This is a genomic window from Bacillus sp. JJ864, from assembly GCF_036963045.1.
Classification (GTDB): Bacteria; Bacillota; Bacilli; order Bacillales; family Bacillaceae_G; genus Bacillus_A; species Bacillus_A pseudomycoides_C.
In genome coordinates this window covers 51,883-70,259 of the sequence record NZ_JBALLY010000081.1, presented here as the reverse complement: position 1 = coordinate 70,259, position 18,377 = coordinate 51,883, and the positions used below count along the sequence as shown (strand labels likewise).

The 18,377-nt window shown below is 39.6% G+C and carries 19 protein-coding genes; 6 read left to right on the top strand and 13 right to left on the bottom strand.

From position 1 onward, the window contains the following. Positions 1–15: 15 nt before the first annotated feature. The 6 genes from V7024_RS13965 to V7024_RS13940 form a co-directional block, all read right to left on the bottom strand. On the bottom strand, positions 16–354 hold the full coding sequence (locus V7024_RS13965) for a YmaF family protein (RefSeq protein WP_335521024.1): 339 nt from the start codon (positions 352–354) through the stop codon (positions 16–18). A 209-nt stretch (positions 355–563) separates the two neighbouring features. Then, the gene (locus tag V7024_RS13960) at positions 564–1,733 is read right to left on the bottom strand and encodes a nitrate/nitrite transporter (protein ID WP_335520986.1); all 1,170 of its coding nucleotides are present in this window, start codon (positions 1,731–1,733) and stop codon (positions 564–566) included. Between the two features lie 91 nt (positions 1,734–1,824). Beyond that, on the bottom strand, positions 1,825–2,058 hold the full coding sequence (gene moaD, locus V7024_RS13955) for a molybdopterin converting factor subunit 1 (protein WP_335520984.1): 234 nt from the start codon (positions 2,056–2,058) through the stop codon (positions 1,825–1,827). Beyond that, a complete protein-coding gene (locus V7024_RS13950; RefSeq protein WP_335520982.1) occupies positions 2,055–2,525 on the bottom strand; it encodes a molybdenum cofactor biosynthesis protein MoaE in 471 nt (156 codons plus the stop codon). Before V7024_RS13950 ends, moaD begins: the two co-directional genes overlap by 4 nt. Beyond that, the gene (gene mobB / locus V7024_RS13945; protein ID WP_335520980.1) at positions 2,522–3,043 is read right to left on the bottom strand and encodes a molybdopterin-guanine dinucleotide biosynthesis protein B; all 522 of its coding nucleotides are present in this window, start codon (positions 3,041–3,043) and stop codon (positions 2,522–2,524) included. Before mobB ends, V7024_RS13950 begins: the two co-directional genes overlap by 4 nt. Beyond that, positions 3,004–4,296, bottom strand: a complete 1,293-nt coding sequence (locus V7024_RS13940) for a molybdopterin molybdotransferase MoeA (protein WP_335520978.1) — start codon at positions 4,294–4,296, stop codon at positions 3,004–3,006. Before V7024_RS13940 ends, mobB begins: the two co-directional genes overlap by 40 nt. 95 nt (positions 4,297–4,391) lie before the next feature. Between V7024_RS13940 and moaC the strand changes: the two genes are divergently transcribed. Next, on the top strand, positions 4,392–4,880 hold the full coding sequence (moaC, locus tag V7024_RS13935) for a cyclic pyranopterin monophosphate synthase MoaC (RefSeq protein ID WP_098915907.1): 489 nt from the start codon (positions 4,392–4,394) through the stop codon (positions 4,878–4,880). 37 nt (positions 4,881–4,917) lie between these two features. Here the strand turns inward: moaC and V7024_RS13930 are convergent, their stop codons facing one another. Both V7024_RS13930 and moaA read right to left on the bottom strand, forming a co-directional pair. After that, positions 4,918–5,931 carry a molybdopterin-synthase adenylyltransferase MoeB gene (locus V7024_RS13930; RefSeq protein ID WP_335520974.1) on the bottom strand — a complete coding sequence of 338 codons (1,014 nt, stop codon included), beginning with the start codon at positions 5,929–5,931 and terminating at the stop codon, positions 4,918–4,920. 15 nt (positions 5,932–5,946) lie between these two features. After that, positions 5,947–6,960 (bottom strand): GTP 3',8-cyclase MoaA, encoded by a 1,014-nt coding sequence (gene moaA, locus V7024_RS13925; protein ID WP_335520972.1) that lies wholly within the window; start codon positions 6,958–6,960, stop codon positions 5,947–5,949. A gap of 298 nt (positions 6,961–7,258) precedes the next feature. On the opposite strand from moaA, the gene V7024_RS13920 reads away from it, so the two are divergent. The 5 genes from V7024_RS13920 to narI all read left to right on the top strand — a co-directional run bounded on the left by V7024_RS13920 (position 7,259) and on the right by narI (position 14,742). After that, entirely contained in the window at positions 7,259–7,951 is a 693-nt protein-coding gene (locus V7024_RS13920; RefSeq protein WP_335520970.1) for a Crp/Fnr family transcriptional regulator, read from the top strand. Positions 7,952–8,231: 280 nt separating this feature from the next. Next, complete coding sequence (locus tag V7024_RS13915; protein ID WP_335520968.1) at positions 8,232–11,915, top strand: nitrate reductase subunit alpha; 3,684 nt, start codon at positions 8,232–8,234, stop codon at positions 11,913–11,915. Further along, positions 11,905–13,380: a nitrate reductase subunit beta gene (gene narH, locus V7024_RS13910; protein ID WP_098915918.1), complete on the top strand. Its 1,476-nt coding sequence runs from the start codon at positions 11,905–11,907 to the stop codon at positions 13,378–13,380. The genes V7024_RS13915 and narH overlap by 11 nt, the downstream gene beginning before the upstream one ends. A 19-nt stretch (positions 13,381–13,399) precedes the next feature. Further along, entirely contained in the window at positions 13,400–13,945 is a 546-nt protein-coding gene (narJ, locus tag V7024_RS13905) for a nitrate reductase molybdenum cofactor assembly chaperone (protein WP_335520965.1), read from the top strand. 113 nt (positions 13,946–14,058) lie between these two features. Beyond that, on the top strand, positions 14,059–14,742 hold the full coding sequence (gene narI, locus V7024_RS13900) for a respiratory nitrate reductase subunit gamma (RefSeq protein WP_335520964.1): 684 nt from the start codon (positions 14,059–14,061) through the stop codon (positions 14,740–14,742). A gap of 42 nt (positions 14,743–14,784) precedes the next feature. On the opposite strand, the gene V7024_RS13895 is transcribed toward narI, so the two are convergent. From V7024_RS13895 to V7024_RS13875, 5 genes are all read right to left on the bottom strand, one after another. After that, positions 14,785–15,114 (bottom strand): winged helix-turn-helix transcriptional regulator, encoded by a 330-nt coding sequence (locus V7024_RS13895; protein WP_335520962.1) that lies wholly within the window; start codon positions 15,112–15,114, stop codon positions 14,785–14,787. Positions 15,115–15,337: 223 nt separating this feature from the next. Beyond that, positions 15,338–15,742, bottom strand: coding sequence for a hypothetical protein (locus V7024_RS13890; protein ID WP_335520959.1), 405 nt, complete (start codon positions 15,740–15,742; stop codon positions 15,338–15,340). A gap of 18 nt (positions 15,743–15,760) precedes the next feature. Next, positions 15,761–15,982: a spore germination protein gene (locus V7024_RS13885; RefSeq protein WP_335520956.1), complete on the bottom strand. Its 222-nt coding sequence runs from the start codon at positions 15,980–15,982 to the stop codon at positions 15,761–15,763. A gap of 269 nt (positions 15,983–16,251) precedes the next feature. After that, entirely contained in the window at positions 16,252–16,557 is a 306-nt protein-coding gene (locus V7024_RS13880) for a rhodanese-like domain-containing protein (RefSeq protein WP_335520954.1), read from the bottom strand. A 68-nt stretch (positions 16,558–16,625) separates the two neighbouring features. Further along, positions 16,626–17,750, bottom strand: coding sequence for an alpha/beta fold hydrolase (locus V7024_RS13875; protein ID WP_335520952.1), 1,125 nt, complete (start codon positions 17,748–17,750; stop codon positions 16,626–16,628). Positions 17,751–18,377 lie beyond the last annotated feature (627 nt).

Below are 18,377 nucleotides of genomic sequence, written 5' to 3'. Positions count from 1 at the left end.
AAGCTACGAGAGCTTTTATTTATCACCTGGAGCAGGTTGATCTACACCCTTAATACGGTGTTTATGCCCGTTATCTTCCGTCGTATAAAAATCGTAATAATGAACATGCATCCCATTTCCAACTGGAATTGCTGGTCCTGAGTACGCCTTGTAATAGTGCGTATGTCCATCTTCGAACAAAACATATCCTTCTGTATAATGTATGTGCCCGCCCTCTTGTGTCTTAATGGGCGGAGATGTTACATCTAGGCATTGATGTACATGTCCTCCCTCAACAGATGTATAATCCACTGACCCATGGTTATGATGTGGCACAAAACCAGAAACGAAATCATTTTTTCCTACCCTGTTCACTCTATCCATTCTCTTCATTCCCCTTATGCATAAAGATTAACTCTATAAACTAGTATGCTTATACTATCGAGATAATTCCTCTCACATTTATCCTGCTGCTTTTGGGAAAGAAGTGCCCGATTGATGAGGGCTTTCCATGAACAACCTCTCCTAAAAAATTAAAAAAGGTGTCTCCAAAATCGCAACTTGGAAACACCCTCTTCTACTCTTTATCTATGCTGTAACATCGCAACTAACTTCTCTTGACTATACATCCAAACAGTAATAACTAAACAAGCAAGCGCTACTTCTGATAACGCCATAAACCCAATTGCATAATGGCCTGTTAGTTGGAATAATAGTGTTAAGATTAATGGCGGGAAGAAACCACCAAGTCCGCCAAGTGCCGATACAAGACCATTTACAATACCAGCTTGCTTGGAGAAATACATTGGTACAAGTTTAAAGATTGTTCCATTTCCAGTACCAGCGCAAAAAGCAACTAATAAACAACCGAATGTGTATACATTCATTTTTGGCATGAATGATAAAATAATTCCTGCTAATGTTAAACCGGTAAAGACAAAGATTAAAATTTTAAATGGATTAAATTTGTCGCCGAGCCAGCCGCCAATTGGACGCATAATTGTTGCTAAGGCGATAAAACCAGCTGTACGTAATCCCGCATCTACTTTCGCTAAGCCGAAGTGAGATACGAGGAAGTTCGGTAAATAAACTGTAAATGCGACGAACGAACCGAACGTTAAGAAATAGAAAATACATAAGAACCAAAGCTTTTCATTTTTATAAACACCTTTAATTTGTTCCGTTAATGATGTATTTACCTTTTTCTCGTTACGATCTCCTAACAGGAAGTTTGCTAATGCAAATGCAGCGAGTAAGATTAAGTACATTTGTACCGTTGTTCTCCAGCCAAATGAAGTTGCAAGTACTGGTGCAAGAAAGGATGTAACTGCTGTTCCTATATTTCCTATTCCGTATATCCCGTTTACAAAGCCATGCTTTTCTTTCGGATAGTATTTCAGAAGAGATGTTACCCCAACAGAGAATACAGCACCGCCAATGCCAGCAAATAAACCGCCAATAATTAAATCTAGCATCGTTTTTGCCATACTAATATAAAAGACAGGGAATAATAGAATAATAAAACTAATAAAGAATAATTTTCTTGCTCCGTAACGATTGGTCCAGTAACCAATTGGAATGCGAAGAATAGAACCTAAAATCACTGGTACTGCTGTGACAAGAGAAATCTGTCCCGCTGTTAATGCAATGTCTGCTTTAATAAATGGCATTAAAGAAGATAAAATCACCCATACCATAAAGCCAAGTATAAGATTTGAAGTTTGTAATACTAACTGAAAATTCGGATTTTTCATCAGTCTCTCCCCCTATTTTGTTCAATATTTCACATTTTCTATTGCTTCCCTCCTGCCTAATCACGTTCTTTCGTGATCAGGCAGGAAAGAATCACCCGCCGCTTACCGGTGGAATCAATGCGACAACATCACCATCTTGGATGATATCATCTTCATTTGCATATTCCTCATTAATTGCTACCATTGTGTGCTGAGAAAGGGAGACATTATAGTCTTTCGCTACAAGCTCCTTAAACTCTGCTACTACAAGGTTTTGTGCATCAATTTGTAATTGGTGTGTTCCTGCTTCTTCTTGTAAATGAGCAAATAATAATACTGTAATCATTTCGCATTCTCCTTTCCTGGTTCTCCGTTTGGATACGGTGTTTTCTCTAATTGATCGCCAATCCATTTCTCACCGTCTTCCCAAAACTCTTTCTTCCAAATGGGAACAATTTGTTTAATACGCTCCATAATATACTCATTCGCTTCATATGCCGCTTTTCGGTGCGGCGTCGATACAGCAACAACAACAGCAATATCAGAAATTTGCAATGTACCGATGCGATGCGAAATTGCCACATATGTTCCTGGCCATTTTTCTTTCGTTTCTTCTCCAATTTTGGCAAGCATCTTTTCAGCCATTGAACGATACGCAGCATATTCTAGGTAAAGCGTCCGGCGTCCTTTCGTAAATTCGCGCACTGTACCAATGAATGTCGTCACAGCGCCGCATTCACGGTGAATCACTTTCTGCGATACTTCTTCAATAGAAATCGGTGTATCCACTACTTCAAAATACGTCTTTGTCATTTTGCATCCCTCATTCTTTGTACGAACCAATTTATAAACTTTTCATCTTCTGTTATATGAAAAATTTGATAGCTTTCTTGTCCTGTTTTTAAAGCCTCATTCCATGTAATAACAGCGATCACATTTTCTACACTTTCTAATAAAGAAGCATCTTCTTCTGACCTAAGTAAAACAACTTTCGGGTATCGTTCTTTTTTATATCCTTCAACGACTATGACTTCCGCTTCAAAGCATGTATACAAACGGATGATTTTTTCTAAAGACCAGTCGCTCTTAGCGGATAAAGATAATAATCCGTCCCCTTCCACTGCACTGACAATCGCTCCAGCTTGGCGATGACGTTCGCTATCTTTTTGCAGCGGCAATTCTGGATATCCTCCGTGTCCATGATGCTTAATCGCGCCTACTTTCACACCTTCATTCGTTAGCGCTTTAATCAGCTTCTCTGTCAAAGTTGTCTTCCCACTATTTTGATACCCTACGATTTGTAAGACTGGAACGGCTCTTTCCACGACCACTCACTTCCTTGCTCTCCGTCTAATAAAAAGACGGTAACTGTCATACCTTCTTCAAAGCCGCGCGTGCCACCTGGCAGAACGATAAACGCATTCGCATCGGCGAGTGAAGAAACAGCACTGGATTTATCAAGGCCAACTGGCACAGCTTGTAGCCTTCCGTTTCCAATTTCTACTTTCCCTCTAACAAAGCGTGTAAATGGATTTGCTTTTGGGAACCCCTTCATTAAAATGGCATCACCGCGGTACATATGAGGCTCTTTCATATGTAGAAATGTTCGAACAACCGGACGTACAAACAATTCAAATCCAACATAACAAGCAGATGGATTTCCTGATAATCCAAATAGTAACTTTCCATTTACTTCCGCTACTGTCGTTACACTTCCCGGGCGCATCGCTACTTTATTGAACAGTACGTTCGCTCCAAGCTTTTCATAAATAGCTGGTAAGTAATCATAATCACCAACTGACACACCGCCTGTCGTAATGAGAATATCGACTTCTTCCATTGTCTTTTTTACCATCTCATAGCAAGTGTCAAAGTCATCTGCGAATTGTCCGTAATACCGAACCGTTCCGCCTGCTCGCATAATTTGTGCAGCGATCATATATGAGTTACTGTTGCGAATTTTTCCTGGTTCAAGCGGCTGATGAACTTCTAACAATTCACTTCCTGTCGTCACAATTCCAATAACCGGACGCTTTATGACGGATACTTCACTATAGCCAAACGTTGCAAGAAGCGCTGCCACTCCTGGGTTAATCGTCGTTCCTTTTTCGACAAGCACATGATGCTTCCTGACATCTTCACCCTTGCGTGAAATATTATCGCCTGACTGAAACGGACGCTTCAATTTCATATATGTCTTTTCGCCTTTTTGAAATCCTTCCGTAAGCTCAAGCATGACAACCGCATCACAGCCAGTTGGAATCGCTGCACCGGTCATAATTCGTACCGCTTGAAATGCCTTCACTTCCTCCGTAAAAACAGAACCAGCACCAATTTCTCCAACAACTTCAAATTCGGCCGGATGTTCATAACTTGCTTTTTGTGTATCTTCTGCCCGAACCGCAAAACCATCGTACGGCGATCGGTCGAAATGAGGCACATCATGATCGGCAACTACATCTTCCCCAAGAATTCGTCCATAACTTTCCGTAAGTGGTACGCGCTCAATTTCTCCGCGCTGTGCATACTCCATTACACGTGCTACTGCATCGCTAACAGCAATTGGTATTCGTTTTTCTAGCATCATTTTCACCCCACATTTGCAAAATATCACATCTTCATTACAATTTTTGTTGTACAATGCTAATCATAATAGCAATTACTTCAAGGAGGAATTTCATGTCTTCATTTACTCATTTTAACGATCAAGGCCGTGCAAAAATGGTCGATATTAGCGATAAGAAAATTACAGTGCGAACAGCTATCGCTCGTTCTAGCATCATTGTGACAAAAGAAATTTATGATAAAATCACCCGTAATGAAATTGGAAAAGGTGATGTTCTAGCCGTTGCCCAAATCGCTGGTATTATGGCGGCAAAGCGAACTTCTGATATTATTCCGATGTGTCATCCACTCCTTCTAAAAGGTGTCGATATTTCCTTTGACTGGCATATTGCAGATGAACAATATCGTTTGCTTATTGAAGTAAAAGTGAAAACAGAAGGCAGTACTGGTGTTGAAATGGAAGCTTTAACAGCTGCTTCTGCTACCGCTCTTACTGTATATGACATGTGCAAAGCTGTCGACAAAGGCATGATCATCGGTGAAACATACTTGCTTGAAAAAACAGGCGGCAAAAACGGTGATTATTCACGAAATCTATCTTAAATTTTCTCGTTGAATCTAAAGGTACTCACCTTTGGATTCAACCTATGTAACGTGCATATAGTCGTTTTGCCACTTGTATATCATTTGTACCATGAACAAAGGCCCGCCCATCTTGAAATAAAACGAAGCGATATTCATCAGCGTGAAATGATAATAAGTACGGCGTCCTCTGTACTGGCACGCTTTTTTGTAAGCGCTTTTCTATTTCTTCTAAGTTAAGAAGCTGATTTATGCCTGGGCGAATCTGAACTGTATTACGGCCGCATAATACTTCTGTTTTCGTTTGCGTTTCAAACGTTAAGCTTGGATATGTACGAAGCTTGCCGCATGATAGACAGTTTTCTTTTTTCTGCCTGTTTACTTTAAATGCCATATACTGATTGTTCCAAAGATCAAATGATACCATCGTTTCTCTTAGTGCTTCAAAGTCTCCAACTAATATTTTTAAAGCTTCAGCAACTTGATACGCAACAACCATTTGCACGGCTGGTTGAATAATTCCCACTGTATCACACGTTGCACTGCTCGTTGGATGCTCCATTAAACAGCGAAAGCACGGTGTTTTCCCTGGAATAATCGTATACGTTACACCGTAACTCCCAACGCAGCCACCATATATCCACGGAACGTTATACTTTTGTGAAATATCGTTAATAAGAAGACGCGTATCGAAATTATCTGTCGCATCGATTATGATATCCACGTTTTGCACAAGCTGCTCCATTTCTTGCACCGTTACATCCGTTACAACTGGCTCAATAGTTACGTCAGAATTTATTCTCCTTAAATGCTGCGCTGCTGCAACTGCTTTCGGCACATAGCGCTTCGCATCTTCTTCCGTATATAATTGCTGCCTTTGTAAATTACTCCATTCAACGTAATCACGATCTGCAATTGTCAACTTGCCAATTCCTGCCCGAACAAGTGCCTCAGCATTTGCTGTACCAAGTGCACCAGCACCGATAATGAATACGTGTTTTTCACTTAAATTGCGCTGACCAGCTTCCCCAATCTCTGAAAATAGTATTTGCCGTGAGTACCGCTCTTGCATCTTAACCCCTTCTCTCTATCCGCCAATATATGACATTTCAATTTTTTGGCGGCTATTTGCACTTTCTTCCGTTCGTTCATCTGAATAACGATCATTACGCTTATTCCACACATCTTGCACGATTTGAAACAATTCCTCATCATCTATCCCATTGCGGATAAGCGTTCGCAAATCTGTTCCTGTCGTTGCAAATAAACAAGTATACAACTGACCTTCTGCTGAAATACGTGCTCTCGTACAAGAAGAACAAAATGATTCAGAAACAGAAGTAATAAAACCAACTTCGGCCTCGGTTCCAACATATCGATATCGCTTGGCTACTTCACCGAAATAATGAGGATCTAACGGTTCAATTGGATACATACGTCCAATCATATCGATTAACTCTTTCTTTGTAATGACTTGTTCAAAGTTCCAGCCGTTCGTACTTCCAACATCCATAAATTCGATAAAGCGAAGAGGGATGCACTGCTCTTTACAATAAGCGGCCATCTTCAAAATTTGGTTATCATTCATTCCTTTTTTCACGACCATATTGATTTTGACTTCTAAGCCGGCGGATCGTGCTTCTTCAATTCCTCGTAATATAGGTTTTGTACTTACATTGCGGCCATTAATACGTTGAAACACATCATCATCTAACGCATCTAAGCTGACGTTTACTCGCTGTAAACCTGCTTCTTTTAACGCCTTTGCCTGCTTCGTTAAATGAATGCCGTTCGTTGTCAGCCCAATATCTGTTAAGCCTTCTAATTTCACAAGACGTTTAATGAGCTGTGGTAAATCTTTACGAAGTAACGGTTCGCCGCCAGTTAAGCGAATTTTCTTGACGCCCATGCGAACAAAAAGCTTAGCCAATCGCTCAATCTCATCAAACGTAAGCAGAAACTCTTCTTTTAAAAACGCATAATCTGGCCCAAACACTTCAGCCGGCATACAATACGTGCACCGAAAATTACAACGATCAATGACAGAAATGCGTAAATCTTGAAGTGGACGCTGCCATACATCTACAATCTTCTCAGTCATCTTCACCCCTCCTTCTTGCTGTATATATACTTTTATTCTATTATAATATATTTTTAAACTAGGGTGGTTTTGCTCTTGCACTTTATCTTTTTTTGGCTGTCTTTCATTTGTCTTCATCATAAAAAAGAACAACAATCTATGATGTGATATTTCTCACATCGATTTTCTCATTCAAAAATTCTTCACAAATCTGTTCAAAAACTGTTCACAATTAGGCAAAGGAAAAAATCTCTTGCATTTTCACTATATTTATATTCAAAATAAGAAATAGACTATTCGGAAAAGAGGGGTAATTGTTGTGGCAAACAGTACTGCATTATCAAATGATTTAAAAGAATTACTCTCATCTGTTGAATATAAAATGCAAATAAACAAAGCCCATTATATTTTCCAAGAAGGTGTGGAGGCGAAAGAACTATATATTATTCACTCTGGAAAAGTGCAAATTAGTAAAATTAGCGCCGACGGTCAAGAATTGACACTACGTATTTGTTCGGAGAATGATATTATTGGAGAACTTACATTATTTACAGAAAACGCCAAATATTTATTAAACGCAAAAGTGCTTGAACATGCAGAAATCGGCGTCATTAAGCGGGATGCATTGGAAAAAGCATTGCTGGAAAAACCAGCTCTTGCCTTTGAATTTATGAGGTGGGTTAGTGAACATTTACGAAGAATGCAAACGAAGTTTCGTGATTTAGTATTACACGGCAAAAAGGGAGCACTCTACTCCACTCTCATTCGTATGACGAATAGTTATGGCATTTTAAAAGAAGATGGTATTCTTATCGATCTGCCATTAACGAATCAAGAGCTTGCAAACTTCTGTGCAACCTCCCGTGAAAGTGTCAATCGTATGTTAAATGATTTAAAGAAACAAGACATTATTTCTATCCATAAAGGTAAAATCACCATTCATAATTTACACTTTTTAAAATGTGCAATCGCCTGTGAAGATTGCCCTACTTCTATTTGTAGTATTGAGTAGCATTCTATTGAGATGCTACTCTTTTTCTTTACCTCTACTTTACATACAAAACATACTTTGTGATGTGCAAAATGTCACACCTTCTCTTTTTTCCCCTTACATTCTCAAGATTTTTTGACAATCTGTTGAACTGTGATAGATATCACATCTCTATTTTGCATGCCCTCTTATAGTGAAAGTAAGCAAGAGAGACGCAATAAAGTGAAACTTCCATCAGTAGGGGGGTCTTCATCCCCCACTGATGGTTAGTTGAACCAATTGGGATAAAGGAGTGAACAATATGAAAAAGAAACTATCACCACTCATGCAACGTTTAAAATATTTTTCTCCAATAGATCGTTATAACGATAATCATACGCAAGAAACGTATGAAGACCGCGAATGGGAAAATGCCTATCGAAAACGATGGCAACATGATAAAGTAATCCGCTCCACACATGGTGTAAACTGCACCGGTTCTTGCAGCTGGAACATTTACGTAAAGGATGGAATTGTCACTTGGGAAGGACAAGAGCTAAATTATCCGTCTACTGGTCCTAATATGCCAGACTTTGAGCCACGCGGATGTCCGCGCGGAGCAAGTTTTTCTTGGTACATTTATAGTCCGCTTCGCGTGAAATATCCATATGTACGCGGCGTCCTTTGGAATATGTGGCAAGAAGAACTGCAAAAACATGAATCACCGTTAGATGCTTGGAAAAGCATTGTTGAAAATCCAGAAAAAGCACGCGCATATAAAAGTGCTCGCGGAAAAGGCGGCTTCATTCGTGCAAGTTGGGATGAAGTATTACAGCTCGTTGCTGCTTCCTTACTATATACAGTAATCAAGTATGGTCCAGATCGAAATGTTGGTTTCTCGCCAATTCCTGCGATGTCAATGTTAAGTCACGCAGCAGGCAGCCGCTTTATGCAGCTTATGGGCGGGCCGATGCTGAGCTTCTACGATTGGTATGCTGATTTACCGCCAGCTTCGCCGCAAATTTGGGGTGATCAAACAGACGTGCCAGAAAGTAGTGATTGGTACAACGCTGGCTACATTATGACATGGGGCTCTAACGTACCGCTAACACGGACACCAGATGCCCACTTCTTAGCAGAAGTGCGCTATAAAGGAACGAAAGTTGTTTCTGTTAGCCCTGATTTTGCCGAATCAACAAAATTCGCTGATGACTGGATCAGCGTAAAACAAGGAACAGACGGTGCACTTGCAATGGCAATGGGGCACGTTATTTTACAAGAATTCTACGTGGACAAACAAGTAGACTACTTCATAAATTATGCAAAACAATACACAGATTTCCCATTCCTTGTCACGTTAAAACAACAAGAAGGTCAATTTGTTGCAGATCGTTTCTTAAATGCCACTGATATCGGCCGGGAAACAAAGCTTGGCGAATGGAAACCTGTTCTTTGGAACGATAACAGTCTTGATTTCGCTACGCCGCACGGCACAATGGGATCACGCTGGGATAACGAGAAAAAATGGAACTTACGTTTAGAAGATGAACAAACAGGTGAAAAAATTGATCCGCGTCTTTCTTTACTTGGTATGGAGGATGCAATTGGAACCGTACAAATTCCATACTTTTCTGATGACGGAAATGAAGTATTAGAACGTACCATTCCAGTGAAAAAGATTACAACGCCAAATGGAGATCTTTTCGTAACAACTGTCTATGATTTAACATTAGCAAACTACGGCGTCGACCGCGGTCTTGGCGGCTCAGAACCGAAGAGCTTTGATGAAGATGCTCCGTTTACACCAGCATGGCAAGAAAAAATGACAGGTGTAAAACGAGAACTTATTATTCAAATCGCTCGTGAATTTGCGCAAAATGCCGTTGATACAAATGGACGCTCGATGATTATCGTCGGCGCTGGTATTAACCATTGGTTTAACTCTGATACGATTTACCGCGCTGTCTTAAACCTCGTTCTACTTGTTGGCGCACAAGGGGTAAACGGCGGCGGCTGGGCTCATTATGTCGGCCAAGAAAAATTACGCCCAGCAGAAGGTTGGCAAACCATTGCAACTGCAAAGGATTGGCAAGGTCCACCGAAACTACAAAACGGTACATCCTTCTTCTATTTCGTTACAGATCAATGGCGCTATGAAGATACGCCAGTTGGACATTTAGCATCACCAGTTGTCGGCAACTCCCGCTATCAACATCACGGTGATTACAATGTGTTGGCCGCAAGACTCGGCTGGTTACCATCATATCCAACATTCGAGAAAAACGGAATTGAATTATATAAAGAAGCGGTCGCTAGCGGTGCAACAACGGGGGAAGAAATCGGAAAATATGTTGCGCAGAAGCTAAAAGACAAAGAGCTCAAATTTGCGATTGAAGACCCTGATAACAAAAACAACTTCCCGCGCAATTTATTCGTATGGCGCGCGAACTTAATCTCAAGTTCTGGTAAAGGACACGAGTATTTCTTAAAACATTTATTAGGTACAACAAACGGATTAATGAACGACGATAGTGATTCATTACGACCAGAGGAAATAAAGTGGCATGAAGAAGCACCTGAAGGAAAACTAGATCTACTTATCAACTTAGATTTCCGTATGGCTGGAACAGCACTATACTCTGATATCGTTCTTCCTGCTTCAACGTGGTATGAAAAGCATGATTTAAGCAGTACAGATATGCATCCGTTCGTGCATCCGTTTAACCCAGCAATCGGTTCACCGTGGGAAGCTCGTTCTGATTGGGATATTTTCTGCTCCCTTTCAAAAGCAGTTTCTGATTTAGCGCAAAAGTTAGACCTTGAGCCAATGAAAGAAGTTGTTGCAACGCCGCTTCTTCACGATACACCGCAAGAATTAGCACAGCCGCTTGGACAAATTAAAGATTGGAGCAAAGGAGAATGTGAGCCAATCCCAGGCAAAACAATGCCGCAAATTCATATTGTGGAACGTGACTATAAAACAATTTATGACAAAATGACAGCACTTGGACCAAACGTTGGAAAGCAACCGATTGGCACGAAAGGCATCTCTTGGTCTGCGGAAAAAGAATATGAACAATTAAAGAGTAAATTAGGTGTCATCCGTACAGATTCTATCGCAAAAGGATGTCCTAACATAACAGAAGCAATCAATGCTGCTGAAGCAGTCTTAACTCTTTCTTCGACAACAAATGGTCATATGGCAGTAAAGGCATGGGAAGCGCTTGAAAAACAAACGGATTTACAACTGCGTGATTTGGCAGAAGAGCGTGAAGAAGAATGCTTCACATTCGAACAAATTACAGCGCAGCCAAAAACAGTTATTACATCACCTGCTTTTAGTGGTTCTGAAAAAGGAGGGCGCCGCTATTCACCATTTACAACAAATGTGGAGCGCCTCATTCCGTGGCGAACAATAACAGGGCGTCAATCTTTCTACTTAGATCACGACATGATGAAAGAATTCGGCGAAACAATGGCAACGTTCAAACCAATTTTACAGCATAAACCGTTCCGTAAATCTCGCCCTGAAGTAGAAGGAAAAGAAATTACGCTAAACTATTTAACACCGCATAATAAGTGGTCTATTCATAGTATGTATTTTGATGCATTGCCGATGTTAACGCTGTTCCGCGGAGGACCAACAGTATGGATGAATAAAGATGACGCTGCCGAAGCTGGTGTTGCTGATAATGACTGGATTGAATGCTTTAACCGAAACGGCGTCGTTGTTGCACGCGCTGTCGTCACACACCGCATGCCGCGTGGAATGGCCTTTATGCATCATGCACAAGATCGTCACATTAACGTGCCTGGTACGAATTTAACAAGTAACCGCGGAGGAACACATAATAGCCCGACGCGTATTCACGTAAAACCAACTCATATGATTGGCGGATACGGTCAATTAAGTTACGGCTTTAACTACTATGGCCCAACTGGAAACCAACGCGACTTAAATGTCGTCATCCGCAAACTGAAGGAGGTAGATTGGCTTGAAGATTAAAGCGCAAGTCGGAATGGTAATGAACCTTGATAAATGCATCGGCTGTCACACTTGTAGCGTAACATGCAAAAACACCTGGACGAATCGTCCAGGTGCTGAATACATGTACTTTAACAACGTGGAAACAAAGCCAGGCATTGGCTATCCAAAACAATGGGAAGATCAAGAAAAATATAAAGGCGGCTGGGAGCTAAAAAACGGAGACCTTCAGTTGAAATCCGGTTCAAAAATGAAACGTCTCATGAACATTTTCCATAACCCAGATCAACCAACAATTGATGATTACTTTGAACCTTGGAACTACGATTATGAAACATTAACAAACAGCCCGCAGCGAAAGCACCAGCCAGTTGCTCGTCCAAAGTCAGCCATTACAGGTGAATTTATCGATAAAATTGAATGGGGACCAAACTGGGAAGACGATTTAGCAGGCGGGCATATAACAGGCTTACAAGATCCAAACGTCAAAAAAATGGAAGAAGAAATAAAAACGGATTTTGAAAATGTGTTCATGATGTACTTACCGCGTATTTGCGAACACTGCATCAATCCGTCATGCGTATCTTCTTGTCCGTCCGGCTCTATGTATAAGCGCGATGAAGATGGGATTGTCCTTGTTGACCAAAATGCATGCCGTGCTTGGAGATTCTGCGTTTCTTCTTGTCCATATAAAAAAGTGTATTTCAACTGGCAAACAAATAAAGCTGAAAAATGTACGATGTGCTTCCCGCGTATTGAAGCAGGTATGCCGACAATTTGTTCGGAAACATGCGTTGGACGAATCCGTTATATCGGAGTTATGTTATATGACGCTGACAAAGTAAAAGAAGCTGCATCTGTACCAGATGAAAAAGACTTATACGAGTCTCAGCTTAACGTATTCCTAGATCCAAACGATCCAGAAGTAGCTGCTGAAGCAAAGAAACAAGGGATTCCAGAAGAATGGATCAAAGCCGCTCAGCAATCACCAATTTATAAAATGATTATCGATTGGAAAATTGCTCTTCCTCTTCATCCAGAGTATCGTACATTGCCAATGGTTTGGTACATCCCACCATTAAGTCCAATTATGAACATGGTCGAAGGAAAAGGAAGCAACTGGCAAGCAGAAGAAATTTTCCCTGCTATTGATAATATGCGTATTCCGATTCAATATTTAGCAAATTTATTAACTGCAGGCGATGAATCTCATATTCGTCTTACATTGAAAAAAATGGCTATCATGCGTACTCATATGAGAGCATTGCAAATAAATAAAGAACCAAATGAAGATGTATTAAAAGAACTGAACTTAACAAAAGAAGACATTGAAGATATGTATCGCCTTCTTGCAATTGCGAAATATAAAGATCGTTTCGTCATCCCAACTTCTCACCGCGAGCAAGTGGCAGATCTTTATAACGAGCAAGGAAGCTGTGGTCTTTCCTTTGCCGGCGGTCCTGGCTCTTGTATGACAATCTCTTAAAATAAAGGAGGTAACAATTATGAATCAAAGTTTACAAACAGCTTTTTCTTGTTCTTCCTTTCTTCTCTCCTATCCTGAACAGGGGTGGAGAGAAGCACTTCCTCATTTACAAAGTGATATTCAAACTATCAAACATGAGGAAATTCGCACCACCCTTACAACATTTATCGAACAAGCAAAGCAAAAAACTAGTGGCGAATTAATTGAATCATATGTATATACATTTGATTTTGGCAAAAAAACAAATATGTATCTCACTTATTTGAATACTGGTGAACAACGAGAACGAGGAATTGAACTGTTAGAACTAAAACAACATTATCAAAAAGCAGGCTTCGCTGTAACTGATAAAGAACTGCCTGATTATTTACCGCTTATGTTAGAGTTTCTCGCAAATGCCACTGAAGAAGATAGTGAGCCGATTATGAAAAAATATAAAAACAATATCAAAGCATTGCATCAACAATTACAAGACACAAACAGTATGCACGAACCAATTGTCCGTTGCATCCTTACTGCTATTCGGGCATGGCAGTATGAAATAAACTATATAAATCCTAATTAAAAAACGACACAAAATCTTTCTTTTTAGATGAGCAAGAGCATCTGGCCATGCATAGCAACAATCTATATGTCAAAAAGTCAAAATGGATTTATATAGAAAGGAGTGGGTCAAGAATGATGGATCAATTTTTATGGGTAATCTTCCCTTATATCATTTTAGCTATTTTCATTGGTGGACATATTTTTAGATACAACTACGATCAATTTGGCTGGACATCAAAATCTAGTGAACTATTAGAGAAGAAAATGCTCCGAATCGGAAGTTTACTATTTCATTTTGGTATTATATTCGTAATTGGCGGGCATGTTATGGGAATTTTAATCCCCGAATCTGTCTACAGTTCCCTTGGCATTTCTGAACATACGTATCATATAATGGCAATTGGCTTCGGCCTTCCGGCAGGTATTGCTTCTGTAATCGGATTATTCATTTTAACGTATCGCCGCTTTACAGTAAAACGTATTATCGCAACAAGTATAACCGGAGATTATATCGCTCTTATCTTGTTGCTCATTGTAATGCTTGCAGGACTTTCTTCTACATTTTTAAATATCGATTCAAACGGTTTTGATTATCGAACGACGATTGGCCCGTGGTTCCGCAGCCTCTTTATATTCCAGCCTAAAGCGGAGTATATGGCGGAGGTGCCAATTTGGTTTAAAATTCATATCATTGCCGCCATGGGACTGTTTGCAACGTGGCCATTTACAAGACTCGTTCATGTCTTTAGCGTACCGGTGAAATACTTACGACGCAGTTATATCATTTATCGGAAACGAAAACCGATAAAATTTTAATAGGAATAAAAAAGTGTGCAACATCTTGATTGCACACTTCTTTTATCCCTGCTCTATTTGCATTCGATATTGATTTCCCCAATCACGCATCATTACAATAATCGGAATCAATGACTTTCCGAATTCGGTTAACGAGTATTCAACCTTCGGAGGTACTTCCTTATATACTTCACGATGAATCACACCATCAGCCTCTAGCTCTCTTAATTGTCTCGTTAACATTCGTTGCGTAATACCGGGCATCAATCGTAAAAATTGATTAAAGCGAATTTCTCCATTTATTAAATGAAATAGAATAACGCCTTTCCATTTTCCGCCGATTACATCTAATGTGACTTCTACCGAACAACGACGTATACTCTCCTTCTCCATCTCATCACTCTCCATTAGTATACATTTTGATACTATATATCAAAAATGTGCGTACTTCTATCTGCGATTATACTATATTAAAATCTATTTTATAACCAAATTACTAGTGGAAATCGTTTTGATTCATTGAACGCATCGGACTTTTAGAAATAGTAAGACCCCCGCTTAAAGAAACGGAGGTCTTACTTATAAAATATTTCATTGAACTAAGTAAAGATTCTTTTTACGAAAATCCTACTTCGGAATCTTTATTATCTGTATTAGGAGGTCCTGGTAAAACGCTCCCGCAGCTGCTGCTTGGATTACTACTTGGATTGCTACTTAGATTACTACTTGGGTTACTACTTGGATCGCTACTTGGATCGCTACTTGGATCGCTACTTGGATTATTACTTGAACTACTACCTGGTAGTCCAGTACCTCGTGTAATCGTAGTTGTCACTGTATCACCTGGTCGTAAGCAAATTTCATTTGTATTCCCGATAATGACGACAACATCCATACATGTTGGTCCAGTTGATCCTGTGAATGTTTTCGAAGCAACAAACGAAGTATCTCGCAAATTATCTCCTGTGAAAATATTCCCAGAATTATTCACAATAACAAATTCCTTAATACAAGCTCCCATTTTCATACAACCTTTCTATTAAACTCCCGCTGTTAAACTTGTCTCTAGCGGCGGAATAAATTCAGTACCTTGTGGTACGCTCGGTGGCATTAACTTCCCATTTAAGAATGTAGCAACGCTTGATCCACCAGCGCCGCTAAATGCCTTCGTCGCAAAAAATGGAGAAAGATCGTAACAATTCCCCATATTAATTGCTCCTCTATTGTTTATGACTTTGATTTTCCGAATAAGTGACTTCACCCTTGAACCACCCTTCTTAACAATATCTCGTGCTTTCTACACTGTATGCAAAAGAAAAAAACTTGAAACGGACGCGTTTCAAGTTTTCAAAAGAATAATTACATTTTAACAAATAGTAGATTTTTACTTTATCCCGCATTAACGGGCAGTAATATTCCCACCTCAAAATTCAGCGAAAGCAAAGAGGTTAGGTAGGAGATAAACTGCCCGTAAAAGCCCGATTGGTGAGGGCTAATAATCAGTGGGGGAGCCCCCCACTGATTAAAGTTTCACTTTACTTCTCCTTCGTACTGCATCATACCGCCAATCATGTTCAGTGTCTTATAGCCTAGTTCATTTAAATAATGACAAACATTTTCGCTGCGCATACCAGAGCGGCAAATAAAAATATATTCATTTTCTTTATCAAAGCAGTCTACTTTATGCGGAATATCCCCCATTTTAATATGTACTGCTTCTGGAATTTTCCCGTATGCTACTTCTTCATCTTCACGCACATCTACTAAAAATAGCGTTTCTCCTTTTTCTAAACGCTCTTGTACTTCTTCTGGCATAATTGTTTTCACTTCAGTCATAAATTTCTCCTCCTTCTTTCTCCTCAATTTTAGCATGCACCACTTAGAAAACAAGTTATGCGTAGGAGTTACATCATACTTGGGATTTGCTGATTAAGAAATTGATGCACCTTTCCAGCAAATAAATGCGTCTCAAACACACCTGCCATATGTCCGTATATACTTTCAATTTCATATACTTCTGCAAATTTCCTATTCTTTTTCAACAATTCGACCATCTTATAATTATAGCGGGAAAGCTGTAGTATATCTTGCTTACAAGGAATCATGAGGACGCTCGCTTCTACTTGCCGAAGCGCTTCCTCTAATGAAGAAAACCCGTGAGCGATATCATGTAATAAAGTTGCTTTTGCAGTGTACATCCAGGAATTTGCATCAACAAGGGCTATATTCTGTAATGTCGCCTCGTTAATTGCCTCTTCAAATGAAATTAATGTACTGAAGTCTTGATACGATGCAGATTCTGTACTGTCCCGCGGAAATCTCGTTTCATAATAGTGGGCATCATATGCATTTATAAACATCATTTTCGCTGCTAAGTGCAATCCTTTTATAGGCTGCTGTTCTCCGTAGTCTCCGTTTTTCCAAGCCGGGTCTAATTGAATTACATCAATTGAATGTTGCAAAACATTAATAGACGTTACAACTGGATTTTGCGGATTTGTAATTACCCCTATCATTCGTTCCATCATATGCGGATAATGAACCGCCCATTGCTGTGCAATCATACCTCCAGCAGATGGACCGATGACCGTGTGCAGCTTAGCAATCCCCATATCCTTTATTAATTCATACTGAATACGAGCCATATCAAGAAACGTGAAGACTGGAAATTGCATTCCATACTCGGCACCTGTTTCCGGATTTATCGTTTTTGGTCCAGTTGTCACAACATAAGGATTTTTCACTTGTACATTACAAAGATTATCTGTACAAATCACAAAATATTTATTTGTATCAATTGCTTTTCCAGGTCCAATTAACTCATCCCACCAACCTGGAACTAAGTCTTGCTCTGTATACTTTCCTGTAGCATGACTCGTTGCACTAAAATAATGACAAACTAAAATAGCGTTTGATTTCTCAAGGTTTAACGTACCGTATGTTTCATAGCCAATTTGGATTGGAAGTGATGTACCGTTTTCAAATGTATATTTCTCTAGCCGAAATACTTGTTTTTGTACATATAACATCTTTTCGCCTCCTTAATTCACACTTCGTTTCTACTCATACAAATGGAGTGCGCTACAGAAGACTATTCAAAAAGAGAAACCACATTTCCTTTATTTTTCCGATTACATACATACAGGTTGAGAAACCGACATAAAAACCCTTTTCTTTTTAGATGGACAAGAACATCTGGCCATGCATAGAAGCGGTCAGGGCCTTTTTCTGCCACAGCCAAGGTTTAAAATAAAGGGAGAAAGCAAATAGCGGTCGTGTTTTGTTCTACATAACAACGACTTATATGCTAAAAAATTAAAATGGATTTATATTTTATTCCATCGAAACCTATGAAACTTATTAGGAATTCGATGAAATAATATATAAACTCACTTATCCTGCTATTCATAAACAGCCAGCCCCCGGTGGACGTCTCACTTTTTTAGACACAAATATATGCATAATATATAAAAATTCCCACAGACTAAAGTTATCTTATTTGGGTAAAGAGGGAATACATATGTTTTTTAAATGGTTTCGTAAAAAGAAGAACGATAATAAGCAAGTAGAAAAGAACAATACAGATACGAAAAAGAAACAAAATGAACAAACAAACGTCAATCAAGTAGCGCAAACGAACAAACAGCAAGCAAACC